At 62.6% G+C, this 24,499-nt stretch carries 22 protein-coding genes and 4 pseudogenes; 14 read left to right on the forward strand and 12 right to left on the reverse strand.

All coding sequences use genetic code 11. The annotated features are described in order from the left end of the window. Positions 1–160: 160 nt before the first annotated feature. Together AB1I47_RS24095 and AB1I47_RS24100 are read left to right on the forward strand one after the other, a co-directional pair. A complete protein-coding gene (locus tag AB1I47_RS24095) occupies positions 161–1,411 on the forward strand; it encodes a tyrosine-type recombinase/integrase (protein ID WP_354686232.1) in 1,251 nt (416 codons plus the stop codon). A 352-nt stretch (positions 1,412–1,763) separates the two neighbouring features. Next, positions 1,764–2,702 (forward strand): GSU2403 family nucleotidyltransferase fold protein, encoded by a 939-nt coding sequence (locus AB1I47_RS24100; protein ID WP_354686233.1) that lies wholly within the window; start codon positions 1,764–1,766, stop codon positions 2,700–2,702. 264 nt (positions 2,703–2,966) lie between these two features. Here AB1I47_RS24100 and AB1I47_RS24105 read toward each other — a convergent pair whose 3' ends face one another. The 4 genes from AB1I47_RS24105 to AB1I47_RS24120 form a co-directional block, all read right to left on the reverse strand. Next, entirely contained in the window at positions 2,967–3,302 is a 336-nt protein-coding gene (locus tag AB1I47_RS24105) for a helix-turn-helix domain-containing protein (protein ID WP_407935901.1), read from the reverse strand. Between the two features lie 717 nt (positions 3,303–4,019). Next, entirely contained in the window at positions 4,020–4,913 is an 894-nt protein-coding gene (locus tag AB1I47_RS24110) for a TniB family NTP-binding protein (RefSeq protein WP_354686235.1), read from the reverse strand. Between the two features lie 276 nt (positions 4,914–5,189). Then, on the reverse strand, positions 5,190–5,969 hold the full coding sequence (locus AB1I47_RS24115; protein ID WP_354686273.1) for a Mu transposase C-terminal domain-containing protein: 780 nt from the start codon (positions 5,967–5,969) through the stop codon (positions 5,190–5,192). Between the two features lie 42 nt (positions 5,970–6,011). Next, complete coding sequence (locus AB1I47_RS24120) at positions 6,012–6,548, reverse strand: helix-turn-helix domain-containing protein (RefSeq protein ID WP_354686236.1); 537 nt, start codon at positions 6,546–6,548, stop codon at positions 6,012–6,014. 355 nt (positions 6,549–6,903) lie between these two features. Here AB1I47_RS24120 and AB1I47_RS24125 point away from each other — a divergent pair. Together AB1I47_RS24125 and AB1I47_RS24130 are read left to right on the forward strand one after the other, a co-directional pair. Next, positions 6,904–7,408: pseudogene (locus AB1I47_RS24125) on the forward strand (tyrosine-type recombinase/integrase); the annotation flags it as partial. Between the two features lie 353 nt (positions 7,409–7,761). Further along, on the forward strand, positions 7,762–8,118 hold the full coding sequence (locus AB1I47_RS24130; RefSeq protein WP_354686237.1) for a VOC family protein: 357 nt from the start codon (positions 7,762–7,764) through the stop codon (positions 8,116–8,118). A 119-nt stretch (positions 8,119–8,237) separates the two neighbouring features. Here the strand turns inward: AB1I47_RS24130 and AB1I47_RS24135 are convergent, their stop codons facing one another. Continuing rightward, a complete protein-coding gene (locus AB1I47_RS24135; RefSeq protein WP_354686238.1) occupies positions 8,238–9,137 on the reverse strand; it encodes a LysR family transcriptional regulator in 900 nt (299 codons plus the stop codon). Positions 9,138–9,284: 147 nt separating this feature from the next. Between AB1I47_RS24135 and AB1I47_RS24140 the strand changes: the two genes are divergently transcribed. The 9 genes from AB1I47_RS24140 (at position 9,285) to AB1I47_RS24180 (ending at position 17,321) form a co-directional block, all read left to right on the forward strand. Then, positions 9,285–9,719: a VOC family protein gene (locus tag AB1I47_RS24140; RefSeq protein ID WP_354686239.1), complete on the forward strand. Its 435-nt coding sequence runs from the start codon at positions 9,285–9,287 to the stop codon at positions 9,717–9,719. Between the two features lie 103 nt (positions 9,720–9,822). After that, complete coding sequence (locus AB1I47_RS24145; protein WP_354686240.1) at positions 9,823–11,238, forward strand: acetyl-CoA carboxylase biotin carboxylase subunit; 1,416 nt, start codon at positions 9,823–9,825, stop codon at positions 11,236–11,238. Continuing rightward, positions 11,235–12,023, forward strand: coding sequence for a 5-oxoprolinase subunit PxpB (gene pxpB, locus AB1I47_RS24150; RefSeq protein ID WP_354686241.1), 789 nt, complete (start codon positions 11,235–11,237; stop codon positions 12,021–12,023). The genes AB1I47_RS24145 and pxpB overlap by 4 nt, the downstream gene beginning before the upstream one ends. After that, on the forward strand, positions 12,020–13,003 hold the full coding sequence (locus AB1I47_RS24155) for a 5-oxoprolinase subunit C family protein (RefSeq protein ID WP_354686242.1): 984 nt from the start codon (positions 12,020–12,022) through the stop codon (positions 13,001–13,003). The genes pxpB and AB1I47_RS24155 overlap by 4 nt, the downstream gene beginning before the upstream one ends. Further along, positions 12,996–13,769 carry a LamB/YcsF family protein gene (locus AB1I47_RS24160; protein WP_354686243.1) on the forward strand — a complete coding sequence of 258 codons (774 nt, stop codon included), beginning with the start codon at positions 12,996–12,998 and terminating at the stop codon, positions 13,767–13,769. Before AB1I47_RS24155 ends, AB1I47_RS24160 begins: the two co-directional genes overlap by 8 nt. 40 nt (positions 13,770–13,809) lie before the next feature. Beyond that, complete coding sequence (locus AB1I47_RS24165) at positions 13,810–14,049, forward strand: acyl-CoA carboxylase biotin carboxyl carrier protein subunit (protein WP_354686244.1); 240 nt, start codon at positions 13,810–13,812, stop codon at positions 14,047–14,049. A 498-nt stretch (positions 14,050–14,547) separates the two neighbouring features. Further along, positions 14,548–15,915, forward strand: a complete 1,368-nt coding sequence (locus AB1I47_RS24170) for an MFS transporter (RefSeq protein WP_354686245.1) — start codon at positions 14,548–14,550, stop codon at positions 15,913–15,915. A gap of 26 nt (positions 15,916–15,941) precedes the next feature. Continuing rightward, positions 15,942–16,751: a putative hydro-lyase gene (locus AB1I47_RS24175; protein ID WP_354686246.1), complete on the forward strand. Its 810-nt coding sequence runs from the start codon at positions 15,942–15,944 to the stop codon at positions 16,749–16,751. Positions 16,752–17,090: 339 nt separating this feature from the next. Beyond that, positions 17,091–17,321 (forward strand): hypothetical protein, encoded by a 231-nt coding sequence (locus tag AB1I47_RS24180; RefSeq protein ID WP_354686247.1) that lies wholly within the window; start codon positions 17,091–17,093, stop codon positions 17,319–17,321. 81 nt (positions 17,322–17,402) lie between these two features. Here the strand turns inward: AB1I47_RS24180 and AB1I47_RS24185 are convergent, their stop codons facing one another. The 6 genes and pseudogenes from AB1I47_RS24185 to AB1I47_RS24210 form a co-directional block, all read right to left on the reverse strand. Further along, on the reverse strand, positions 17,403–18,536 hold the full coding sequence (locus tag AB1I47_RS24185) for an acyl-CoA dehydrogenase (protein ID WP_354686248.1): 1,134 nt from the start codon (positions 18,534–18,536) through the stop codon (positions 17,403–17,405). A gap of 14 nt (positions 18,537–18,550) precedes the next feature. After that, positions 18,551–19,330 (reverse strand): annotated as a pseudogene (locus AB1I47_RS24190) (acetyl-CoA C-acyltransferase); the annotation flags it as partial. Continuing rightward, positions 19,327–20,028: pseudogene (locus AB1I47_RS24195) on the reverse strand (SDR family NAD(P)-dependent oxidoreductase); the annotation flags it as partial. The pseudogenes AB1I47_RS24195 and AB1I47_RS24190, both read right to left, overlap by 4 nt. Then, entirely contained in the window at positions 20,025–20,936 is a 912-nt protein-coding gene (locus AB1I47_RS24200) for a DUF6537 domain-containing protein (RefSeq protein WP_354686249.1), read from the reverse strand. The gene AB1I47_RS24200 and the pseudogene AB1I47_RS24195, both read right to left, overlap by 4 nt. Positions 20,937–21,012: 76 nt before the next feature. Beyond that, positions 21,013–22,602, reverse strand: a complete 1,590-nt coding sequence (locus tag AB1I47_RS24205; RefSeq protein ID WP_354686250.1) for a thiamine pyrophosphate-dependent enzyme — start codon at positions 22,600–22,602, stop codon at positions 21,013–21,015. Beyond that, the gene (locus AB1I47_RS24210) at positions 22,589–23,110 is read right to left on the reverse strand and encodes a hypothetical protein (protein WP_354686251.1); all 522 of its coding nucleotides are present in this window, start codon (positions 23,108–23,110) and stop codon (positions 22,589–22,591) included. The genes AB1I47_RS24205 and AB1I47_RS24210 overlap by 14 nt, the downstream gene beginning before the upstream one ends. Before the next feature lie 95 nt (positions 23,111–23,205). Here AB1I47_RS24210 and AB1I47_RS24215 point away from each other — a divergent pair. Continuing rightward, positions 23,206–23,874 (forward strand): annotated as a pseudogene (locus AB1I47_RS24215) (TRAP transporter large permease subunit); the annotation flags it as partial. Between the two features lie 267 nt (positions 23,875–24,141). On the opposite strand, the gene AB1I47_RS24220 reads toward AB1I47_RS24215, so the two are convergent. Then, positions 24,142–24,459 carry a transposase family protein gene (locus AB1I47_RS24220; protein WP_354686252.1) on the reverse strand — a complete coding sequence of 106 codons (318 nt, stop codon included), beginning with the start codon at positions 24,457–24,459 and terminating at the stop codon, positions 24,142–24,144. Positions 24,460–24,499: the final 40 nt, after the last annotated feature.

Raw genomic sequence — 24,499 nt, forward strand, 5'->3', positions numbered from 1 at the left:
CGGTGGCCATCGGGGTAAAAAGTGCCTTGTTATTAATAAATATTACTACGTAATACGCTAATTATCAAACTTTTTTGGCTTAACTTTAGACATAAGTGCGCTTATGTCAAAGGACATGCTATACTGACCAAAAGGCATGTGCCCCGGCCGATACCCACTCATGGAACTGCTACGAATCAAACCTCTGGAACGCCTGGCGACCCCGCTGCCCACCCCGCTCGAACACCTGCAGCTGCCGGCCGGACTGTCCGGCGCCGCCGGCAGCAACCGCGCCCCCACCACCGCCACCCGTATCGCCGCGGCCGACGACCTGGCCGCGGTCACCGCCTGGCTCGCGCGGTATGCCGACAGCGCCGCGACCCTCGCCGCCTACCGCCGCGAGGTCGAGCGGCTGCTGCTGTGGGCCGTGCTGCAACTCGGCAAGCCGTTGTCGTCACTGACCCACGAGGACCTGCTGGTCTATGAACGCTTCCTGGCCGACCCGCAGCCGGCGGCGCGCTGGGTGCTCGCCGGCAGCAAGAAGCTCGGCCGCCACCATCCCGACTGGCGCCCGTTTGCCGGGCCGCTGTCGCCCGCGAGCGTGCGCCACGCGCTGGTCATCCTGAACGCCCTCTTTGCCTGGCTGACCGAAGCCGGCTACCTGGCCGGCAATCCGCTGGCGCTCGCGCGCCGCCGGCGCGCGCCGACGCCGCCGCGCATCACGCGCTACCTGAGCCACGAGCTGTGGGACGCCGTCAAAGACGCCGTCGCGGCGATGCCGGGGACGAACGACACCGCCACCGCGCGCGAGCGGCTGCATGCGGCGCGCTGCCGCTGGCTGCTGACCGTGCTCTATCTGGGGGGCTTGCGCGCGGCCGAAGTCACCGGCACGGCGATGGGGGCGTTCTTCTGCCGGCGCGATGCCCAGGGCGTCGAGCGCTGGTGGCTCGAGGTCACCGGCAAGGGCAACAGGACCCGGCTGGTGCCGGCCACCGACGAGCTGGTCGCCGAACTGGCGCGCTACCGCCGCGCCCATGGGCTGGCGCCCACCCCGCAGCCTGGGGAGACGCGCCCCTTGCTGCTGCCGATGATTGGTCAGGAGAACCGTGAAAAGGGTCTGTCACGCGGCGCACTGCACCTGATTTTGAAGGAAGTGTTTGGCCTGGCGGCCGCGCGCCTGCGCGCGCGCGGGCCCGAATGGGCGGCGCAGGCCGATGTCCTGGCCAGCGCCTCGGCCCACTGGCTGCGCCATACCGCCGGCTCGCACATGACGGACCGGCAGGTGGATCTGCGTTACGTGCGGGACAACTTTGGGCATTCGTCGATCTCGACGACCAGCGGCTACCTGCACAGCGAGGAGGATGCGCGGCATCAAGCCACGCAGGAGCGGCATCGGATCGGTTGGGGCATTAACAAAGAGGAAGGCCTCTGATTCAAACCGCATCCCGGTCGCCCTGGTCCGGGACAGCGCCGACTATGGCACCGGCACGACCCGACGCCATCGTTTTCTGGAGGGCACCCGACGCGTTGCCACGTGGCGCCATCGCGCTGATGACTACTGCTGCCACAGGAAATCGGGCGCCGCATTTTCGGCAGCCGTTCTATCAGGGTGTGTCGGCCGACTACATTTCGCAGACACCATCTGTGAGGTTTCCTAGCCGGCTGCTGTAGCCGACGCGCTTCGTCGGGTGGTTTCGGCCCGCCAGAGACGCTCGGGACCGGTATGGCGCACAGATATGAGTTTCAGTATAAAATTTGCATATTGTTGTTTTATACTGAAACTCATGGATCCGTGGATCGAGTTGGATGAGGATGCGCTGCGACAGTATATCGACGCCAAGGCGGTGTTCGAAGCGTGGGAATCCGCGCGTGCCAAGGCCGCAGAGGTTCGCGGCGGCATGCTCTGGCGAACCACGAAGGGCCGCGAGTACCTGATTCGGACCGGCGTGGACAACAAACAGAAGAGCCTCGGGGTGCGTTCGGAAACGACCGAGGACATGTACGCGCGTTTCAACGCGCGTAAGGAAGCCGCCGAGGCCCGGCTCAAGACGCTCGCAGACGAGCTCGACCGGCACCGGCGGCTGAACCGAGCGATCCGAGTTGGTCGGGCTCCGGACATCCTCGTGGCTATCCTTCAGGTGATGACACGGCTCAATATCGCCGAGCATTTCATCGTCATCGGGACGCACGCACTCTATGCGTATGAAGCCGCGGCCGGAGTTCGCCTGCAGGAACGCGCCCTCGCAACTCGCGACGTCGATCTTCTTTGGGATACGCGCAAACGCCTTCAGTTTGCTTCCCGAATGAAGAACCTGGATCTCTCCATGCTGGATGTTCTACGCAAGGTAGATAGCACATTCGAGATTCGGGACGATCAACTTTTCACGGCAGTGAACGCAAAGGGCTTCGAGGTGGACATCCTGCGTCGCGAGGCCGCCGATCTTGACCCTCATCCGCTCCAGCTGACCGATGACGAAGACGACCTCTGGGCAGTCCAGGCGCGACGCGCAAATGTCCTGTTGGGGGCGCCTTCATTCTCTGCGCCCATCGTTTCCGTGACCGGAAGGATGGCGCGGATGACGACGATCAGTCCAGCCGCGTTCGTCGACTTCAAGCGCTGGATGGCATCGAGCGCAGATCGCGATCCGCTCAAGATATCTCGCGACAGGCTGCAGGCATCGATCGTGGAAGAGCTGGCCAACCGCTTCCGGCTCGGTGTTTAGCGAGCCGCGCGTGGCCTGATGGGTTTTAACGGGCTGCACCGGCCACCGCGATTCTCATGGAGAGTGATCTACGGCTGCAGCCATCCGAATGGGTGCCCGTTTATGGCGACGCGGTCGCCCGCCGGCGTGCATGACGCGCTGGTCATCTTCGATGCCTGTTTCGCCTGGTTGGCCAAAGCACAGGCCATTGACACGCCCCAACAGCCAAGCCAATAGCGAATCAGCGGCCGCCGCCTCCGTGGAGGATACGCATACTGTTGCAGCCTACCCGTCAAACTGGACTTGCAGCTCCCTAGCTGCATTCTTGTCCATCTTGGCCGCATGGGCTGCTGCCTGTTCGAGCAACGCTGCATGCGCCTTCGGCACGACCAGCATCGTCAAACCCAGTCCGTCCATCACGCGCAGCGCGTGCTCGAGATTGACGCCCTTGCCGTTCTCGAGCTTGGACAGCATACCGACGGAAACCCCACTATGATTAGCGGCCTGGTCAATGGGCATGCCTTCGCCTGCCCGCGTTGCACGTATCCGGTCGCCAAGCTGGCCAATGCTGCGGATTGTTGCGCGCGATGGCGGAGTTGGATCCGGGAGTGGTCTCGGCATCGATGCAAACGAATTTTCATGAAAGTGAAATTATACCTGCGATGCCACAAAGCACAACGTAGAGCCGCCGCACTTTGGGGTGGCCGCTGCTATAGAAGCTGACATTGCTGTTGCTGGCAGCTTTCTGGCGATTAATTGCATTTTATTTGTTAGAGCCTCCAAGGGAGGGTTGTTGTTGTTGAAGATCGTGGTTCATGCGACCCACGCTCAACGTTCATGAGATTGTTGGTTTTTTTGCTCGGCATTCATGCGACAGTATTTTTTCCATGCGAACAAGGTCCCGGTGGGGCGTTGCGTAGGCTATTCGCAGCAGCTGATAGAAATTGCCAACGTCATGGAGATTCCAGTACCAAGTCGTTTCGAGCTTGCCAGGATGGCGTACGCACATTGAAAAGGCTGGATCCAGCCACTCGCGTTTCCAGAATGGCGAATAGACATCGGCGCGATCCAAGGTCAAACAGGGATAGCAATACCGTAAGAAGCGTCTTGCGAAGATCCAACTGATTGGGGTCTGCATCGCGCTCAGGCGATCCACGCTCACGTGGGTAAGCTGTGAGAGACGTTCCAAGGTCTCGATCGGCACTGGTGGAAACAGTAGCCATTTCCTTTGCGTCAGGGTTGGCATCGGGACCGAGATTGGCCTGGGTCCAAAGCTGTTCGACCGTCAAGTAGTACTTGGCAGCGAGTCGTCCAAGCCAGCCTCCAAATGCCTCTCCCTCAAAGGGACGCGGCGCAACTGGCCACGGCCTCGGTCCTGTAGAACACGCTGCTTCGGGCTTGTTCGATGTGGGAGACATCAATCATTTCCCTGCCATCGCGGATCGCAAGCTCGGTGGCTGCATTCAAGAGCCGCGAGACCTCACCGGTCAAACCTCCGCTCGCCGCCAGAACGGCCGAGACAACTTCTCGCCTCGCCAGATTTGATGGCCGTCGCAAAGGAAGAATGCGCTCGAATGCCGCCAGTAGACCCCGGAAGGCTTCCGACTCCTGCCATCGAGGCATCACGAAGCGTGCAAAGCGACTGCTCATCTGCGAATCAGTTTGCAGTGCAAACTCGGCATCTTGCGTTCCCACAAGGACAATCGTCATCTGGAGGTCGTTGGCCAGAAATTTGAGCAGGTTTAGTGAGGCGCGCTGCTCGCGATAACTTCCCGCCAAGAGGTGATGAACTTCATCGACAACCAGCATGCGCGGTGCAATTTCCCGTAGTACCTCGCGACTCAGCTTCTCGAGTACGCTTAGCTTCGCTGCGGCGTTGAACGGCGCTCCCAGCTCGAACAGGAGCGATGTGTAGAAGCGGCTCTGGTCGGGCGTCGGTGGCATTTGCATAGACACAATCTTCCGGTGCTCGACGCCCTTTTCTTCGTCATATTCCGGAGGATGGCGTCGCTCAAATTTCGCGATGACCTGGGTCTTCCCGATGTTCGAGTCGCCATACAGCAGCACGCACGGCATACGCTGCCGCGGCGGGATCTTCACCATCCAGGCCAGAAGCTTGAACGCCTGTGTTGCGCGGGGATAGTCGATCCATCGATCGCGGCCCAAAGCGAGAATGCGAACATTGCCGTCGCTCTTTGCTAAAGAACGGACCTCCGGCAGAAGGTGTGTCAAGGAAGCACCCATTGCCTGTTCACAGTTGCTCTACGTGATAACTTGGAGCCGGCTTGCTGTAGTCGACTTCCGGTGTGGACGATGACGCATCAGAGGAATTTGTCTGCTGACTGGCTTCCCCTCTCGACGGAAAAGGTGAAGCCTCCCCTACCCTTCCACGTCTGTCTGCAGATCGCCGCTTCGTTGTTGCCTCCGCTATCATGCTGCGTTGCGCGGCTATCGCGTTGAATATCGCAGACTCCGTGATGTGGGACTCTCCCTGCGACCGGAGATGCTTCAGTACCGCCTTTTTTTTTGCTCCCACAGGGAGATTCGGCCACGCCGCAAGTCGGCAAAGCTTGCCTCAACGTATTCCTTGCCATCGGTGCTGACGAAGATTCTCGATAGGTCCTCTGGATGGTATCGCACCACGACGCGACGGTTGGCCGCCCGCCAGGCGGTGAAGATCGGATGCCAATAGTGCAGATAGAACAGGGTCAAGCCGTCAGCCTGGATGGTGCGTCGGCTCATCGGCAGGAACTGAATGAGGAAGCGAAGTTCTTCAGCAACTGAGTCGGGAAGAAGCCGCGGCTTCGATGCTTCAGACAACGTCGACCACGCGGAGTATGGCGTCGCGCCGCTTAAGCCTCGATGGGCACTGTGATGGTAGGTCTGTCCAATTTCATACATCAGCCATTGCTCGAACTCTCGAAGGGTCAAAGCGGCCTCCCTTTCCGGTTTGCGAGCTTTTCTCCCTTTTGTCGAGGATCCTGTCGAGCCTGGCAGGCTGTGCACCTTCTCCATCATGGTCCGGTTCAGTCTTTCTATATGGCCCCCGAAGTAGGGTCGGCCAGGCGGGCGATACATCAGTTCGATTCCGTACTGATTGCAACCCGCTTGCAGTGCTTTACTTTTGAACTCAGCAGCATTGTCCAGATGCAGTACCTTCGGCATGCCATGCATCGGCCAGTCTACGGCGACCTCCCGGCTCGCCATCCAGGGCGCCTTGGGCAGGACCATCCGCGTGAGGAGTAGAGCGACGGTCGCCGCGTTAGGGCGGTCGAAACCGACATACATTGCCACGACCGATCGTGTCGCGACGTCAATTGCCAAAGTCAGCTACGGTCTGCCAATCGTGTGGCGAAACACCTCATCGACCAGCATGATGTCGGCAAGTGTGTGATCGATCTGCACAATATCCAAAGAGTGCTTTGCCACAAGGTGGCCCGGCGCTGCGCCCGAAAGCTTCATGCATTCTTTGTCACGGTGTTCCGCCCACCGCCGGGAAATCGTTGCACGCGATGGTGGTGTGGCGCCTGCAGCGGCGCACCGCATGTGGACCTCTCGACAAATGGCATGGAGGGGATGCGCTGGATGCTTCTGCCGCGGGAGCCAATCGGATAGGACATCCTGGACGATGGCCTCTACTTGGTCCGATAACAAATGTCGGCCGCGCGGTGGTCCTGGCCGACACCGCACCAATGACGCTGTCACCGAATCTGCCAGATAGCGTCGGCGCAACCGGTAAACTGAAGAACGGTGTAAGCCTAATAACTTCCCTGCAAGCAATGCCTGCTTGTGCGTGAGCGGTGCCTCGCCAAGGGGTTGGAAGATCTTCGCCGCGGCTAGTTCACGCGTGTCGGGCTCCTCTGTCATCGAAGGCCCCTGAGAATTTTTCTTCGTCTTACATTAGACGATTTTGGTCGCTTCGACATAGTCTTAATAGCGCTGAGAATCGATGGCCTGGACGTTGCTTTTCAGCAACTGCCAAAAAACGTTCTTGCCGGCGGATTTCCTATAGGAATCATAGCTGAACGTCCCGCGTGATCTGTCGCGCATACGCGCGCAGTAGTCGCGCTATACCCGATCCTGTAGGGAAAAACGAGATTCGTGCGACCCAGGTTCAACATTCGTGCGACCGTTGCATTTTTTCGCTCGACATTCATGCGCCAGTATCGTCCCATGCGAAACAATGGCGGATATAGCGGTCACAGTTAGGGGAATTAACGATCGGCAACACCGGGGCATCGAGCGCTGGTGGCTGGAGGTCACCGGCAAGGGCAACAAGACCCGGCTAGTGCCGGCCACCGACGAGTTGATTGCCGAACTGGCGCGCTACCGCCGCGCCCATGGGCTGGCGCCGACCCCGCAGTTTGAGGAGACCCGCCCCTTGCTGCTGCCGGTGATCGGCAGCGAGAACCGAGAAAAGGGCCTGTCACGCGGCGCGTTCCACCTGGTCCTGAAGGAAGTGTTCGGCCTCGCGGCCGCGCGCCTGCGCGCACGCGGGCCCGAGTGGGAGGCGCAGGCCGCCGTGCTGGCCAGTGCTTCGGCCCATTGGCTGCGCCACACCGCCGGCTCGCACATGACCGACCGGCAGGTAGCTTTGCGCTATGTGGCGGGATAATTTCGGCCATTCGTCGATCTCGACGACGAGCGGTTACCTGCACAGCGAGGAGGATGCACGGCATGAAACCACGCAGGCGCGGCATCGGATCAGCTGGACCGACAACAAATAAAGCTCCTCCTGCTTCTCCTCGATCCCCAAATTCTCCAGACGCTGTCTGAAGAATCGCAGAATCCAGAGACTCCGCCTGGAGAATCTACCGTCGAAATCTTCGGCAAGCACCATCGGCACCTACTACAGACTTGCCTGTGCCGATTCAGACCTCCTCCCTACTCTGGTCGGCTTACGTTCGAGCCGGCCAGATTCCTGTGCGAGACAGAGCCATGAAGCAGACCCCTTATCCAAGGCATTCCGGCGGGTGCCGGTCGCTTCGGACATTTCGAGCGCCACTTCGGGCGGCGGCGGATTCCTTTGCAAATCGGGATCTAGTCTGATCTAGTCCGGTTAAACACGCCCCCAATGCCGATGATTTCTTCGATCAATGCCGTGACACTCGCCACCCACAACATGTCACGAGCCGTTGCCTTCTACCAGGCGCTCGGATTCCAGATCCGCTATGGAGGCGCTCATGCGGAATTCACCAGCTTCCACGCGGGCACGGGCTATCTCAACCTGATTGCGCAGCCTGCCAGCCGGCAATGGTCGTGGTGGGGACGCATCATTTTCCATGTCGACGATGTCGACGCCATCCACCAACGGGCGCTCGAACACGGGCTGCGTCCCGAGGCCGCCCCGCGCGATGCTGAGTGGGGCGAGCGGTACTTCCATATCAGCGATCCCGACGGCCATGAGCTGAGTTTTGCGAGGCTGCTGTTGGGGTGAGCAGACGTCTTCGCTGGCTCACGCGACGGCACCGACGTGGTGACTAATATCTGGCCAATACGCGATTGTCTGCAGCGCGGAAGAGCGCAGTTGACGGCTGAAGCTGTGCCGGTCGCCACTCAGCCCTGATCGCCTTGATTCGACACCACCATCGCCTGCGCCGCCTTGCCTATATGGTCAGCAAGGCGGCTCGCGACCGGCTGCCGGCTGTGTCGCGCGCGCTCGACCAACCCCACTTCGCGATAGAAGGTGTCATCACCAAGCGGGAGTGCCATCACGCCCTGCGGCCGCGCGCCACCTGCCAACATGCGCGGCAGCAAGCCAACGCCGAGCCCGCGCGCCACCAGTTGCTCGATGCCTTGGAGTTCGTCGAGCTCAATGGCCTCCTGCGGCGTGATCCGCTGCTTGCGCAGGAACTGGTCGACCTGCCTGCCGCCGAACGACGCCCGGTCATAGCGGATAAAGGGCGCCCTGGCGATTGCCTCGCGCCAGTCCGAGCCGGCCATCGCGGCTGGCGCCAGCAGCTCGAAGGGCTCTTGCAGCAGCGGGCGCCATTCCAGTTCCGCGGGCAACGCATAGGGAGGCCGGATCATGACGGCGATGTCGATCTCGCCGGCGTCGACCTGACCAAGCAGGTTAAGCGAGACGCCGGGCACCATGCGCACACGGCAGCCAGGCAGTTCCGCCCGGAACGCCGCAATGGCATCGGCCAGGAAGGTGGCTTGCGCCGAGGCGATGGCCCCGATGCGCACCATGCCCGCGCCCTGGATATCGAGGCCATGGTGGCCGATCCGCTCATACAGCACCACCAGTTCCTCGGCCAGCGCCAGCGTTTCGCGCCCCGCGGTGTTCAGGCGGGCTGAGCGGCCGGTGCGATCGAACAGCGCAAACCCCAGTTCCGACTCCAGCCGCTGGATCTGCGCGCTGACGGCCGACTGCGTCAGGCCAATGTGTGCCCCGGCGTTGGCGAAGGTGCCGTGGCGGGCGACGGCAATGAAGGTGCGCAGTTCTCGCAACATGACGACTCATCGAATTTCGTGGAGCTAAGGTCAAAAATATATCGCTTTTCTTAATTTTTGGCCATGCATAGACTCTGGTTCCAGGGCGGCGCATTGCAGCACGCCGCACGACCTGATCACAGATCCTTTCCCAAGAGTCTCCCCACCATGAGCGAAACCACCGCAGTCCTGCCCCCATTCCACCTTGCCTTCCCGGTCCACAGCATAGCTAGCGCGCGCGAATTCTACGGCGACCTGCTGGGCTGCCCGGAAGGCCGCAGTTCGGAAGACTGGGTCGACTTCAACTTCTACGGTCACCAGATCGTGGCCCATTTGGCGCCGGAAGAATGCGGCCACCGCACAACCAGCGCGGTGGACGGCGACGCCGTACCGGTGCGCCATTTCGGCGTGGTGCTGCCGATGGGCGACTGGCAGGCAGCCGCCGACAAGCTGAAGGCCGCCGGCCTTGATTTCATCATCGAGCCGCATATCCGCTTCAAGGGCGAAGTCGGCGAGCAGGCCACCATGTTCTTCCTGGATCCGTCGGGCAATGCGCTGGAGCTGAAGGCGTTCGCCAATATCGCCTCGCTGTTCGCCAAGTAAGTCAGAAAGCGCGGCTTCGCCGCCATCCGACCGGCCAGCAGGCCGGCATTGCACGCGGCGCCCCAAGCGCCGCGTGTCCGCCCCCAAGCAGCAAGAGCCTGACATGCGAAGAATCCTGGTAGCCAACCGCGGCGAGATTGCCTGTCGCATCATCCGCGCCGCAAAGGCGCTTGGCATCGAGACCGTGGCCGTGTATTCCGAGGCCGACGCCGGTGCACTGCATTGCCAGATGGCCGACGTGGCCGTGCCCATCGGCCCCGCCCCCGCGGCACAAAGCTATCTGAATACCGAAGCCGTCCTGGCTACCGGGCTGGCGCAAGGCGCCGACGGCGTACATCCGGGCTACGGCTTCCTCTCCGAGAACACTGCCTTTGCGCAGGCCGCCGAAGCGGCAGGCATGCGCTGGATCGGACCATCGGTGGACTCGATCGAGAACATGGGCGACAAGAACCGCGCCCGCGAAATCGCTGCAGCCTGTGGTGTGCCGGTCCTGCCGGGCAGCATCCGCTTCCTGCCTGGCGAGTTGTCCGGCCTGGCAGACGCTGCCGCCCAGGTGGGCTATCCGCTGCTGGTCAAGGCCGCGGGCGGTGGTGGCGGCATCGGCATGAAATGCGTCGAGGGCCCGGACTCGCTGGCCGCGACCGTGGCCTCCACGCAGGCGCTTGCGCTCAAGGCGTTCGGCGACGGCAGCGTCTACCTGGAGCGCTACGTCGCGCGCGCACGCCATATCGAAGTGCAGGTGTTCGGCTATGGCGACGGCACGGCGGTGCATCTGTTCGAACGGGAATGCTCCGTGCAGCGCCGCTTCCAGAAGATCATCGAAGAAAGCCCGGCACCCGGTCTGCCGCCCGAAGTGCTGGCACGCATGACCGCCGCCGCCGTCGCGCTGGCCGAATCGCAACGCTATCGCGGCGCCGGCACGGTCGAATTCATCGTCGATGCGGACAGCGGCGAGTTCTTCTTCCTCGAAATGAACACCCGCATCCAGGTCGAGCACGGTGTCACCGAAGCGGTCACCGGCTGGGATCTGGTGCAGGCGCAGATCCGCCTGGCCGCCGGCACCCTTGATCGTGTCGCGCAAGCCGACATCCGCCGGCAGGGCGCTGCCATCGAATGCCGCCTCTACGCCGAGAACCCGGGCCGCCACTTCATGCCGTCGCCGGGCAAGCTGTTGGCCTTCGCGCTGCCGGCGATGCCGGCGTTGCGGGTCGACACCGGCGTGCGCGCGGGCGACACCATCACGCCCTACTACGACCCGATGATCGCCAAGCTCATCACGCAGGGCACGGGGCGCGAGGCTGCGCGCCAGGCGATGCTGGCCGCGCTGGCGGAGACGCATATCGAAGGGATTCGCCATAACGTCGAGTTCCTGGGCAATGTACTCGCGCATCGCGACTTCCGCGCGGGGCAGGTCGATACCTCCTTCGTCACGCGCGAAATCGCCCAGCTGATCGGCGCGAGCGTGGCGCCGCGCCCGCCCGCCCCCGCGCATGCCAGCGCGAGGGAGGTACAGGCATGAGCGCGCTGCCTGTCGACCTGGCCCCCGCCGCGACCAGGCCGTGGCGCATCGAGCCATCAGGCGATCGCCTGCTCATCATTGAATTCGACGTTGGCAGCGATGCCAACGCACTGAGCGCCGCCAACCGGCAAGCCTGCGCGGCGGCAGCACGCATTGTTGCCGCAGCACTGCCGGGGGTTACCGACGTTGTGCCCGCGCTAACCACCGTGGGCATCCACTACCGCCCTTCCGCCGTCGGGGCGGCGTCAGGTACGGCACCGTTCCTGACGCTGGGCGCGACGCTCTCCCGCTTGCTGGCCGAGCCACTCGACACCTCGGCCGCCACCACCCGCGTGGTCGAAATCCCGGTCTGCTACGGCGGCGACCACGGGCCGGACCTCGAGGACGTCGCGGCAAGCTGCAGGCTCTCGCCCGAAGCGGTGATCGCGCTGCACAGTGCGGCGCCGGTCGATGTGCTGATGCTCGGATTCGCGCCCGGCCATCCCTACGTGGGAAAATTCGACGCTCGGCTGGCGCCGCCACGGCGCAGCACGCCGCGCACGGCAGTGCCCGCTGGCTCGATCGGGCTGGCCAACTGGCAGTCCGTGATCTATCCGATGGTGCTGCCCGGCGGCTGGAACCTGATCGGGCGCACGCCGCTGGTCTTGTTCGATCCGCACCGCAACGCGCCCTGCCTGCTCAACGCAGGCGACCAGGTACGCTTCGTGCCGGTCTCGGCCGCACAGTTCGATGACATCGCCGCGTCGCAAGGCGCCGCCTCGCCGGCTCAGGGAGCGATCCGATGACCACTACACCGGCTACACCGGCACGACCGATCGGGCCCGCCATCGAGGTAATCAAGCCCGGCGCGCTGAGCACGTTCCAGGACCTTGGCCGCGCCGGCTACCAGCAGCTCGGCGTACCCGCCAATGGCGTGATGGACGAGCGCGCGCATCGCCTGGCCAATGCACTGGTCGGCAACCCGCAGGAGACGGCGACGCTGGAGATCACACTGATGGGGCCGACCCTGCGCTTCGGCATGGCTACGGCGGTGGCCGTCTGCGGCGCGGACCTTGACGCCAGCATCGATGGCACGCCGTTGCTGATCGGGCAGGCGTGCGTCTTGCCAGCCGGCGCGACGCTGAGCTTCGGCAAGCGCAAGAGCGGGCTGCGCGCCTACCTGGCCGTTGCCGGCGGCTTCGTGCTTCATCCCGTCATGGGAAGCGACAGTACGTTCGTGCGTGGCGGATATGGCGGCATGCAGGGCAAGCCGCTGCGCAAGGCCGATGTGATCGGCTTGCGCGCACCGCGTGCCGGTTTGCCCGACGCGCCGGTGCAGCCAAGCTTCGCCGCCAGCATCGTGGCGGCGCCCGAAGCGCCGTTGCGCGTGGTGCGCGGGCGCGAGTGGGATGCTTTCAGTGCCGACGCGCACGCGGCCTTCACCAGCGCCGGATTCCGTATCGGCGCGCAGTCTGACCGCATGGGCTGCCGGCTCGAAGGGCCTGCGCTGGCGCTGTCCACGCCGCGCGAGATGTGGTCCGAAGCAGTGGCCTTCGGCACGATCCAGGTGCCGCCCGATGGCCAGCCGATCGTGCTGATGGCAGACCGCCAGACCACCGGCGGCTATCCCAAGATCGCCCATGTCTGCGCCGTGGACCTGCCGCGGCTGGCGCAGCGCATGCCCGGTGAGAGTGTGCGCTTTACCGTGGTCGAGCTGGACGAAGCGCAACGGCTCGCGCAGTTGCAGGATACGGCCTTCGCGGCGCTGGAGCACGACCATGGCTGAGATGGATTTCAACAGCGACCTGGGCGAAAGCTTCGGCATCTACCGCCTGGGCGATGATGCCGCGGTGCTGCCGCATATCAGCTCCGCCAACATCGCCTGCGGCCTGCACGCGGGCGATCCGCAAACCATTGCCGCGACCGTGCGCGCCGCGGTGGCGCAAGGCGTTGCGGTTGGCGCGCATCCGGGCTTCGCTGACCTGCAAGGCTTCGGGCGCCGCGCCATGACGCTGTCGCATGGCGAGATCTACAACCTGACCGTCTACCAGGTCGGCGCGGTGCAGGCCTTTGCCCGCGCCGCCGGCAGCCGCCTGGCCCATGTCAAACCCCACGGCGCGCTGTACAACATGGCAGCGCGCGACCATGGCATGGCGCGCGCCCTGTGCGAGGCCGTGCGCGATGTAGATCCTTCCCTGGTGTTCTTTGGCCTGGCCGGCTCCGCGTTGGTACGTGCCGCGCGCGAGACCGGCCTGGCAGTCGCCGAAGAGGTATTCGCCGACCGCAGCTACCAGGCGGACGGATCGCTGACGCCACGCGGGCAACCGGGGGCCATGATCACCGACGTCGGCACAGCGGTGGCCCAGGTACTGCGCATGGTGCGCGACGGCGTCGTGCGCTCTCAGCAAGGCACCGACGTACCGTTGCGCGCCGACACGCTGTGCATACACGGCGACCAACCCGGCGCCGCCGGCTTTGCGCGCGACATTCGCGCCGCGCTTGCGGCCGAAGGCATTCCGGTCCGCGCCCCGCGTACCAAGCCGGACCGCTGACAGTCCCTACTCTATCCCGATCCACAAGACAAGACGCCCCATGCCAGACCAATCGAATGCCTTGCCCATCGTCGCCGAGACCACCGGCACCCTGTGGAAGATCGTGGCCGCGCCCAATGTCGCGCAAGCGCGCGATGCCACGCTGGTGATTATCGAATCGATGAAGATGGAAATTCCCGTGGAAGCGCCCGCTGACGGTTATGTGGCCGAATATCTGGTCGGCGAAGGCGAGCCGGTTGAGGAAGGCCAGGTATTGGGCGCTTTTATTCTGGCCGGCTGAATTTCCAAAGATAAGCATCTCCCTACCCTCGCCTGCCGTGCACAGGCCGGATTATTAGAAGCAAATAATCGAGTGCCGCAGTTCTGACAAAAATGAACAGACAGTAATACGACGACAACAGTGCATGCCATGCCCCGCAAGGGAACACGGCATGCACCCAGTCAGTTCATGCTGGCGCTGCCAAATAAAAGGAGACAGAAAAATGCATGGTCATTACCGACCAGGACAAGTCACGTTTATTTCCAAGGATTTTCGCAAGTTGATTTCTACTGGCACGCTTGTTGCTGAATAAAAATCAGAGCTTCCAGGCGTGCATTAACGCTGTGAATTCAACAAGGACTGCACTGATAAAACAAACAGTCCATTAACAACAACAGGTACGCAGCCGCAATGACGGCGGCGCAGCGTACCGGGTATTCATGCTCAGACCCCTGGGACCCGCGGGCTGCCACCAGCAGCCGGCGTGGCTTCTTTCACCCTGCTTCTGGAAACGTGATCATGTCTAACGCCCCCACTTCCACCCTGCCGCTGCCGGATGGTGCCGCCTCGGCTCCTGCTGCCGCCCCAACCTTAGCCCACACCCCGGCCCCCGCGAGCGGCGATGTCGCCGTGGCACGCAAGGCCGCAGTGGCCGCCGCTGCCGGCACCGCGATCGAGTATTACGAGTTCGGCATCTATGGCTACCTGGCCGCCACCATCGGGCCACTGTTCTTTCCGAGCAACAACGCCACTGCATCGCTGCTGGCGATCCTGGCAGTATTCGGCAGTGCCTTCCTGATGCGCCCGATCGGCGGCATCGTGCTGGGCCGCCTCGGCGACCGCATCGGCCGCCGCGCCGTGCTGCTGGTGACCGTGATCGGCATGGGCGTGGCCACCGCCGCCATCGGCGTACTGCCCGTTGCCGCGAGCGCGGGCCTTGCGGCCCCCCTGTTGCTCCTGCTGATCCGGCTGGTGCAAGGCTTCTTCGCCGGCGGCGAAGTCACGGGTGCGGCCGCGTACGTGGCCGAATCGGCGCCGGCCGGCAGGCGCGGCTTCTTTGGCGCGTTCACGCCAGTGGGCGTTGCCATCGGCGGCGCGCTGGCGGCAACCGTGTGCGGCCTGACCAGCTACATCCTCGGTAGCGAAGCCATGACCGCATGGGGCTGGCGCATCCCGTTCCTGAGCGCAATCCCGATGGTGATGATCTCGTTCCTCGTGCGCAAGCGCGTGGAAGAATCGGTGGCGTTCCAGCAGTTCCAGCAACACAGCGAACCCCCCAAGGCACCGCTGAAGGAAGTCTTCAGCCTGCACACGCCCGCCGTGCTCAAGGTGCTGGTGCTGTCCTTCGGACAAAACGTGGGCTACTGGGTGGGCCTGGTGTTCATGAACATCTACATGACGACATACCTCAAGTACGACAAGACCACCGTCTACTGGATCATGGCCTTGGTCAGCCTCACGATGGCGGTGCTGATGCCGTTCTGGGGCGGCCTGTCAGACCGCCTCGGCCGGCGCAAGGTGCTCGCCATCGGCTTTGTGGGCTACACCGTGCTGGTGGTGCCGATGATGATGCTGATGGACCAGCAAAGCATCGGCCTGGCCTTCCTCGCCATGCTGATCGTGGCGCTGCCGATGCCGATCGTGCAGTCGGTCGGCTATCCCACCTACGCAGAGCAGTTCCCGACCCGCGTGCGCTATTCGGGCATGGCCTTCAGCTTCAACCTCGGCGCGATCCTCGGCGGCGGCGTGACGCCATACGTGGCCACCGCACTGATCGGCGCCACCGGCAACCTGCTCTCGCCTGCGTACCTGCTGATTGGCGGCTCGGTCATCGCATTGCTTGGGCTGCTGGGCGTCAGGGAAACCGCGCGCGAGGCCCTGCGGTAATGCGACCCCAACCAGGAGCGAACGGCATGCGTGACACCACCGTTGCGATGCCCGACTGGGCAGCCAGCCCCGCCGGCGCGCGCGCCGCCATTCGCAGCGGCGCGTGGCGCGGGCACACAGCCGGCATGGCGCCCGGCTGCGTGCAGGGCAACCTGATGATCCTGCCACGCCAGTGGGCCGATGATTTCCTCGGCTATTGCCGTGCCAACCGCGTGCCTTGCCCGCTGATCGGCATGACCGAGCCGGGCTCGCCACTGGTGCCGGAGCTAGGCGAGGACATCGATCTGCGCACCGACCTACCGCGCTACCGGGTCTGGCGTGATGGCAAACTGGCCGGAGAGTGCGACGACATCAGCGCATTGTGGCGCGATGACTTCGTCGGCTTCGTGCTGGGATGTTCGCTGTCCTTCGAAGATGCACTGCAGCGCGCGGGCCTGGCGGTACGACATGTCGATGAAGGCAAGGTCGTGCCGATGTACCGCACCAGCATCGAAACCACACCGGTGGGGCCGTTCAACGGGCCAATGGTGGTATCGATGCGTCCCTATCCGCCCGATCAGGCCGCACGCGCCAGCGAAATCTGTGCCACGATGCCGGCTGCGCACGGCAAACCGGTGCACGCCGGCGATCCCTTGGCGATCGGCATTACGGACATCGACCGTCCCGATGAAGGCGAGCCCACCGCCATCCTGCCAGGCGAGATCCCAGTCTTCTGGGGTTGCGGCGTGACGCCACAGGCCGCGGCCATGCAGGCGCGACTGCCACTGTGTATCACGCATGCGCCGGGCTACATGCTGGTGGGCGATCTGGCGATCGATGACGTCACGCTTATCTGAGATCTCTGGTGGCCTATTCCGCAAGGTAGCGCTATTGTTTTCATCTCCACGGCGCGATCCTCCATACGCGCTAATAGTGCTCACCGACACCACGACGATCGGAGGAGGCGCCATGCTTGACGGCTTTTAGTCCAAAGCTGAATCGACGCATTATTCTGTACCGACTGGCAGGCGTTCGACCTATGGTTCCATAAGATCAGCACCTTACGGTCCGGATTCGAAGTCTAGGATGCATCGCTGATCCGCCGCAAATCAGACGAGGCCGCGACTGCCGCGTCGGGACGCAGGCCGCCTGCCGGTCGAAGACACGCCCATGTGCCGACCCCTCGCCGCGACGCCATGACGCCCGCCCCGATCATGAACCGAGCCAGCTACAGATTGGGCCGCGATCAGTGGCGTGTGTGGATCATCGACAAGAAAGACAGTCCGAACGCGCCCAGCATCACCGATGACGCCGAACGCGTGATCGCCGACCTCACGCAGCTAGGCGTGGACCCCGACACGCAGCCGATCATCTATCAGGACAGCACTGCCGCTGGGATCGCATCCAAACGCATGTCGGGCGCTTAAGCCAGACTCCGATCATCCACTGACAGGATGGTGGTACTTCAGCGCTCCGACAATAACGGCCGAGGTGCACGGAGCCGCCATCTACTCCTGGATGGCACGAGCGATCACGATACGTTGAATGTCATTGGCGCCTTCGTAGATTTGGCACACCCTCACGTCTCGATAGATGCGTTCGACCGGAAAATCAGAGACATAGCCGTAGCCACCATGAATCTGAATGGCATCCGAGCAGACCTTCTCTGCAACTTCAGAAGCGAACATCTTTGCCATTGATGCCTCCTTCAGGCACGGCTTTCCAGCATCCTTAAGGATGGCCGCTCGCCAAACCATCAAGCGAGCCGCATCGAGTTGGGTCGCCATGTCCGCCAACCTGAACCCCACCGCCTGGTGCGCAATGATTGGCTTGCCAAATGTCTCCCGGTCCTTGGCGTAGGACACTGCAGCATCAAGCTCTGCCCGGGCCATGCCTATGGACTGGGCAGCAATGCCGATGCGACCCGCCTCAAAGTTGGAAAGTGCGATTTTGTAGCCCTCGCCCTCAGCACCCATCATCGCGCTCGCCGGCACGCGACAGTTCTCGAAGAGAATTTGGGCCGTATCGGACGCGTGTTGGCCCATCTTCTCCTCCACACGCGCGACGATATACCCGGGTGTGGTAGTCGGCACGAGGAAGCATGAGATTCCCTTCTTGGCAGCTGACTTATTTGTCACCGCAAATACGATCGCCACATCGGCATACTTGCCCGTGGTGATGAACTGCTTGACTCCGTTGATTATCCAGTGATCGCCATCCCGCACGGCAGTCGTGCGAAGCGCGGACGCGTCGGAGCCGGTGTGCGGTTCTGTCAAGCAAAAACAGCCTAGCTTATCTCCACGCGCAAGGGGTTTAAGCCACGTTTCCTTCTGTTCATCCGAGCCATACTTCAGCGTGATGCCACAAGCGAGCGAATTCTGTACGCTGACAATCGTCGACGTGGCGCCGTCTCCAGCTGCAATTTCTTCAATTGCCAGGACCAAACTCATATAGTCCATTCCAGCGCCGTCCCACTCTTCCGGTACTACCATGCCCAATGCGCCCAACTCACCGAGCTCACGTAGTGCCTTGGCCGGAAAGGTGTGGGTTCGATCCCAATCACCCGCGTACGGGGCAAGACGCTCCTGTGCAAAGTTGCGCATGCTTTCCCGGATCATCTCTTGTTCCTGCGTCAGGATCATTTCTGCTCTCCTAATCAGTTCATTTCGATCGCCATCGCCGTGGCCTCGCCACCCCCGATGCAGAGACTGGCGATCCCACGCTTTTCTCCCCTGTCTCTTAACGCGCCAATCAGCGTAACAAGCAAACGTGCACCGGAGGCGCCGATGGGGTGGCCCAAGGCACACGCACCTCCATGGACATTCACCTTCGCGTGGTCGAGGCTGAGATCGCGCATGGCAGCCATTGCCACGACGGCAAAGGCTTCATTGACCTCCCAAAGATCGACGTCGCCGACGGACCACCGAGCCTTGTCCATTACTCTGCGCGTCGCACCAACTGGTGCCGTCGGAAACAAGCGCGGCTCATGGGCAAACGTAGCGTGGCCGACGATGGTCGCGATTGGTGTGACACCTAGCTTCTCTGCAGCAGAGCGGCGCATCATGACTAGTGCGGCAGCACCGTCGGAAATTGAACTGGAGTTCGCCGGCGTCACGGTGCCGTCCTTGCGGAACGCAGGCTTTAGAGTTGGTATTTTGTCGATCCGAGCCTTCGGCGGTTGCTCGTCGTGACGAACGACGATGTCGCCCGCCTTCCCAGACATGGATATGGGGACCACTTCCCAATCGAACTTGCCAGCTTTAATGGCATCCTGCGCCCGGATTGTGGACTCGGTCGCGTAGGCGTCCTGTTCCTGCCTGGTGAAGCCGTAGCTGTCAGCACAGTCCTCGGCGAAGGCTCCCATAAGACGCCCTTTTTCGAAGTAGGCGTCCTCCAAGCCGTCAAAGAACATATGATCCAGCACTTGGCCATGTCCAGGATCTGTTCAACCAGCTTGGCAAACTCAGCGGGCCGTCCCATCCGCGGCGGAAAAGGAACCATCTTGCCAAGCGACTCCTGCACTTCGGCAGGCATGCCCATCAGCATGGGCGTTTCCATGATTCCTGGCGCAATTGTCATCACACGGATGCTGAAGCGGGAAAGCTCACGTGCGAGAGGCAGGGTCATCGCCACGACGCCACCCTTTGAGGCAGCGTAGGCCGCCTGCCCGATCTGGCCGTCGTAGGCAGCCACGGACGCCGTGTTAATGATGACTCCTCGTTCCCCCTGGCTTTCTGGTTCCGACGAAGACATTGCCTGCGCCGCCAGGCGGATCATGTTGAATGTACCCACCAGATTGATCTGGATCGTGCGCGCATAAGACTCCAGCCGATGAGGGCCGCTCTTTCCTACCACTTTCTCCGCTGGTGCGATGCCGGCGCAATTGACCAGACCACGCAACGGTCCCTTTTCCGCAGCCGCGGCGACGGCGGCTTTCGCACTGGATTCTGTGGTCACATCCGTGGCGACGAAGGGGGCATTGGGCCCTAGTGTGTCCGCTACTTCTGCACCTGACTCTTCATTAAGGTCGGCCAGTACGACCTTGCCACCATTTTCGACGATCATTCTCGCCGTCGCTGCGCCCAAACCGGATCCACCGCCGGTTACAACGAAAACGTTGCTCGCGATTTTCATGTTTTGATTTCCTGCTTCGAATGTTCAAAGGCTGAAATTAATTCAGGATGAAACCGATGCCCGGCGGATTCTGCCCAGTTGATCGTAAGGCGCTGCATCAGCTCCTCGCGTTGCTTGCGATGCGAATCCATGGCGGCTTCCTTCACCGGTCCGAAACCACGGACTTGCTGCGGCAACTGTGCCAATGCCAACGCAGTGTCGTAGCTTTCGGTCAGCTTCGTTACGAGCTTTCCAATGTCATCAAAATACTCTGCCACCAGCGCGCGTTCGGCGCGGCGCTCCGCTGTGTAGCCAAATACATCGGCAGCCGTGCCGCACAGCCCGCGCAGACGGGCCAACAAGCCCAGCGCAGGGAAGATCCATGGGCCAAAGCGGCGCTTGCGCGGACGGCCCGTGGCCGGATCGGTGCGTGACAGCAGTGGCGGGGCCAGCCACAGCGACATCTTGCTGGAGGACGCGAACTGCGCCGCAAGCGATGCCCGGAACGCTTCGCCGGAATACAGGCGCGCCACTTCGTACTCGTCCTTGTATGCCATCAGCCGATAGGCGTTGACCGCCACGGCCATCGCGAAATCCTCACTCCTCGGCCTGGCAGCGGCTTCCGCCCGGCGAGCCAACATGACCAAGTCACGATAGCGCTGTGCATAGGCGGCGTTCTGGTAGGCAGTCAGCTCCTGGACCCGATGTGCGATCACGTGATCAAGCGTTTGTGGCAAAACTTTTGGCATGGCAGAGGAGTCTGCCATCTCCTCAGTCTCGCCCCCTTCAGCGCGGATCCGTCCCCAGTTGAAGGCACGCTGGTTGAGCGGCACAGCGGCGCCGTTGGCCACGATCGCGCCATCGATCGCGCTGCGCGACAGCGGCACGAGACCTTTCTGCCACGCATAACCAAGCAGCAGCGTGTGCATGGGCAGCGTGTCCCCGAACAGGCGCTGCGCTGCGCCGCTTGCGTCAAATCCGTGCCAGTCCGGCGCGCGGCAGCGTTTACACTTGGCTGACCACGGCGCCGTTCTTCTGCGCCAGGCCGGTGAAGTCCGGCACAGTCGCGGCACGGCCGTCAGCATGTGCTGCCGCGCCCAGCAGCGCGCCCATGGTCAGGACGCCGCTGCCGCCGATGCCTGTCACGTAGATATTGAAGGGCTGTTCGAGCGACGGAATGACCGGCTCTCCTATCTGTGCGAGCAGCGCGTCCTCGCGTGACAGCAGCGCCTTGGCGTCCGGCTTGCGCAGACGGGCGCCTTCGAGTTCAACAAAGCTAGGGCAGAATCCCTTGGTGCAAGAGAAGTCCTTGTTGCATGCACTCTGGTTGATGGCACGCTTGCGGCCGAGTAGCGTTTCGACCGGCTCCACCGCGATACAGTTGGACTGAACTGAGCAATCGCCGCATCCCTCGCAGACGGCCTGGTTGATATAGAGACGACGGTCGGGGTCCGGCATCGTACCGCGCTTGCGCCGGCGTCGCTTCTCGGCGGCGCAGGTTTGCTCGTAGACGATCGCTGTGACTGCCGGAATCGCACGGAATTCGCGTTGCACGGCGTCGAGTGCATCACGGTGGAAGACCTCCACGCCTTTGGCGAGGTCGGCGTGGGTCTGCCAGCGGGTAGGATCGTCCGAAACCAGCGCGATGCGCGCCACACCCTCCTCGCGCAATTGGCGTGTGATGCGCAGCGGATCCGGCGCGCCTTCGGCCGGCTGTCCCCCAGTCATCGCCACTGCGTCATTGAAGAGGATCTTGTAGGTGATGTGCGTGCCGGCGGCAATTGCCGCGCGGATCGCCAGCAGGCCTGAATGCTGGTATGTGCCGTCGCCCAGATTCTGGAAGATGTGTGGCGTCTGCGAGAACGGTGCCGCGCCAATCCACTGCGCACCCTCGCCACCCATCTGACTGAAGGTCGATGTCTTCAAATCGGGCTGGGACAGTACCATCACGTGGCAGCCAATGCCGCCACCGCTCACTGAGCCGTCCGGCGTGCGGGTCGAACTATTGTGGGGACAGCCCGAACAGAAGTACGGTTTGCGGATCGGAATAACGCCCGCGGGCACTGGTCTTGCCGTCGCCTCCAGTTCTGCCATCCGGTCCCGCACGCGCGGCGCGTCGATGCCAGTCGCAGCCATCCGGGCCAGCAGCACGCGTGACACGAGACGGGGGTTGAATTCCGATACCTCGGGAAGTAGCGGTGCACCGTGCGCGTCGACCTTGCCACAGACGCGCGGGCGCGCCTCAGCACGACAGTGGAACAGCGCATCCTTTAGTTGTGTCTCGACGTTCGCCCGCTTCTCCTCAATCACCAACACTTCATCATGACCAGCCGCGAAGGCGAGCGCGCCCTGGGTTTCCAGCGGCCAGCTCATGGCGACTTTGTAGATGGAGATGCCGAGTGTGGCAAGGTCGTCCTCCACCAGGCCCAGATCGCGTACCGCTTGCATCAGGTCCTGGTGGGCCTTGCCCACCGTGATAAGCCCCAGCCGCCGCTGCGGCGCATCGACAACGATATGATCCAGCCGGTTGGCGCGCGCCCATGCGCGCGCGGCCGGTAGCCGAGCCTCGATCAACCTGCGCTCAGAGTTCAGCACGCTGAGCAGGCCAGGCGATGCCAGGGTCCCAGTTCAGCGAGTGCGGCGGCAGCACAAAGTCATGGGGCTGGACGAACACGGGAAACGCGTTGAAGTCGACCGTGGCCGCGGTCTCAATCACTTCCGCAATGGTCTTCAGCGCCACCCACAAGCCCGAAAATCGCGACAGCTCGATGCCGGCCAACCCGAGTTCGATCACCTCTTGCACGCTGGCTGGCTGCAACACCGGCATCGAGGCGGCATGGAAAATCCCATCGGTGTGATGGGGATACATCGACGACTGCGCAGCATGGTCGTCCCCCAATACGGAGAGCACGCCGCCCAGCGCCGAAGTGCCCATCATGTTGGCAGTGCGGAACACGTCACCGGTACGGTGCACACCAGGACCCTTGCCGTACCAAATTCCAAACACGCCATCGACCTTGGCGGCACCGAACGCACGATGCATCTGCGCGCCCCACAGCGCTGTGGCGGCGAGATCCTCATTTAATCCTGGCTGGAACACCACGTCGTGCTCTGCGAGCAGCTTTGATGCCTTCCAAAGCTGCTGGTCATACGCACCCAGCGGCGAACCGCGATAGCCGGAGATCAGTCCTGCGGTCGCGCAAAACCCGTGCCGAAGTCCTCAAAGCGCTGCGCGACTCAACCTGGGCCCTGATGCTGCCCGTGATCATCCTGGTGGGCCTGCGCATGGGTGTTTTCACGCCAACCGAAGCCGCCGTCGTGGCCGCGGTGTACGCGCTGTTCGTGGCGACAGTGGTCTACCGCGAACTCAGGTTTAGCCAGCTCGTGGCAATCTTTGTGACAGCAGCCAGGACGACGGCAGTAGTAATGTTCCTGGTAGCTGCGGCCATGGTGAGCGCATGGCTAATTACGGTGGCGGACTTGCCCACCAAGGTGATCGGCATGCTGGAGCTCTTCATGGGTAACCAGACGCGGCTGCTCATCGCCATCATGCTGCTTTGCATGGCCGTGGGCACCGCGATGGACATGACCCCCACAATCCTGATCTTGACACCCGTGCTCATGCCGGTGATCAAGGCCGCAGGCATAGATCCGGTTTACTTTGGCGTCCTGTTCATCAATCAATAATTCCATCGGGTTAATCACGCCGCCGGTCGGAACAGTGCTTAATGTCGTGGCAGGGGTGGGACGCATCAAGATGGATGAGGTGACCAAGGGCGTTCTGCCGTTCATGCTGGCGGAGTTCGTCGTGATGTTGTGCTGTTTCCGCCGCTGGTGACGGTGCCGGCCAGGTGGCTCGCAGGCTGACTTCAGTGGCATGCGGGTCTGGAGGCGCGGCGGGTTGCTGCAGGCTCGAACCAACGAGTCCAGGGGCTGCTGGACCTGCAGGCCCTGAAGCGCCCGACCGCAGAGGTCTGCATACGACCGAAACCTGGCGACGATCTCGATCGATCGGTATGCACGCATCCACGCGGTCACTGCAGTTGCTTCCCTGCCGTCAAACACTTCGCTCGGCTCACTTCGCTCCAAATCGACGATGATCGTTCCGTATTGGTGACCGTGGGAATCGCCCAGTCATCGTGAAGTGTAGTAGAGATGGGTCTTCCGCAATTTGTGTGACGAACGGCGACCGGCCAAGGCGTGGATGTTCTCGGCAAACGTACGACGAGGGCAGTTGGTGTTCATACACTTGAAGCGACGCACCTCGATAGCGAGAATGACCCGCTGCTCGAGCATCGGACGTTTTTCCAATCTGCGCACATAGCGGTCGTGGAGTCGGTTACTCCAGCGATGGCAGGCAGGACAACGTGCCACCCCTTGCGCGTCGCTCGAGACGAAGCGCTTTCCCACACGGGCGAGAATACGATCGATCCCACCGAGAACTTGGCTCATGGTAACGATCAACGTACGGCCAAAATCGGCCCGAAATCAA

Origin of the sequence: Cupriavidus necator (genome assembly GCF_040578825.1) — a bacterium.
GTDB lineage: Bacteria > Pseudomonadota > Gammaproteobacteria > Burkholderiales > Burkholderiaceae > Cupriavidus > Cupriavidus necator_E.

Excerpts from the sequence above, each read along its gene's own strand:
- AB1I47_RS24095 (WP_354686232.1), top strand. The coding sequence starts at position 161 with ATGGAACTGCTACGAATCAAACCTCTGGAACGCCTGGCGACCCCGCTG.
- AB1I47_RS24100 (WP_354686233.1), top strand. The coding sequence starts at position 1,764 with ATGGATCCGTGGATCGAGTTGGATGAGGATGCGCTGCGACAGTATATC.
- AB1I47_RS24105 (WP_407935901.1), bottom strand. The coding sequence starts at position 3,302 with ATGCCGAGACCACTCCCGGATCCAACTCCGCCATCGCGCGCAACAATC.
- AB1I47_RS24115 (WP_354686273.1), bottom strand. The coding sequence starts at position 5,969 with ATGTATGTCGGTTTCGACCGCCCTAACGCGGCGACCGTCGCTCTACTC.
- AB1I47_RS24120 (WP_354686236.1), bottom strand. The coding sequence starts at position 6,548 with ATGACAGAGGAGCCCGACACGCGTGAACTAGCCGCGGCGAAGATCTTC.
- AB1I47_RS24130 (WP_354686237.1), top strand. The coding sequence starts at position 7,762 with ATGATTTCTTCGATCAATGCCGTGACACTCGCCACCCACAACATGTCA.
- AB1I47_RS24135 (WP_354686238.1), bottom strand. The coding sequence starts at position 9,137 with ATGTTGCGAGAACTGCGCACCTTCATTGCCGTCGCCCGCCACGGCACC.
- AB1I47_RS24140 (WP_354686239.1), top strand. The coding sequence starts at position 9,285 with ATGAGCGAAACCACCGCAGTCCTGCCCCCATTCCACCTTGCCTTCCCG.
- AB1I47_RS24145 (WP_354686240.1), top strand. The coding sequence starts at position 9,823 with ATGCGAAGAATCCTGGTAGCCAACCGCGGCGAGATTGCCTGTCGCATC.
- pxpB (WP_354686241.1), top strand. The coding sequence starts at position 11,235 with ATGAGCGCGCTGCCTGTCGACCTGGCCCCCGCCGCGACCAGGCCGTGG.
- AB1I47_RS24155 (WP_354686242.1), top strand. The coding sequence starts at position 12,020 with ATGACCACTACACCGGCTACACCGGCACGACCGATCGGGCCCGCCATC.
- AB1I47_RS24160 (WP_354686243.1), top strand. The coding sequence starts at position 12,996 with ATGGCTGAGATGGATTTCAACAGCGACCTGGGCGAAAGCTTCGGCATC.
- AB1I47_RS24165 (WP_354686244.1), top strand. The coding sequence starts at position 13,810 with ATGCCAGACCAATCGAATGCCTTGCCCATCGTCGCCGAGACCACCGGC.
- AB1I47_RS24170 (WP_354686245.1), top strand. The coding sequence starts at position 14,548 with ATGTCTAACGCCCCCACTTCCACCCTGCCGCTGCCGGATGGTGCCGCC.
- AB1I47_RS24175 (WP_354686246.1), top strand. The coding sequence starts at position 15,942 with ATGCGTGACACCACCGTTGCGATGCCCGACTGGGCAGCCAGCCCCGCC.
- AB1I47_RS24180 (WP_354686247.1), top strand. The coding sequence starts at position 17,091 with ATGACGCCCGCCCCGATCATGAACCGAGCCAGCTACAGATTGGGCCGC.
- AB1I47_RS24185 (WP_354686248.1), bottom strand. The coding sequence starts at position 18,536 with ATGATCCTGACGCAGGAACAAGAGATGATCCGGGAAAGCATGCGCAAC.
- AB1I47_RS24200 (WP_354686249.1), bottom strand. The coding sequence starts at position 20,936 with ATGCACACGCTGCTGCTTGGTTATGCGTGGCAGAAAGGTCTCGTGCCG.
- AB1I47_RS24220 (WP_354686252.1), bottom strand. The coding sequence starts at position 24,459 with ATGAGCCAAGTTCTCGGTGGGATCGATCGTATTCTCGCCCGTGTGGGA.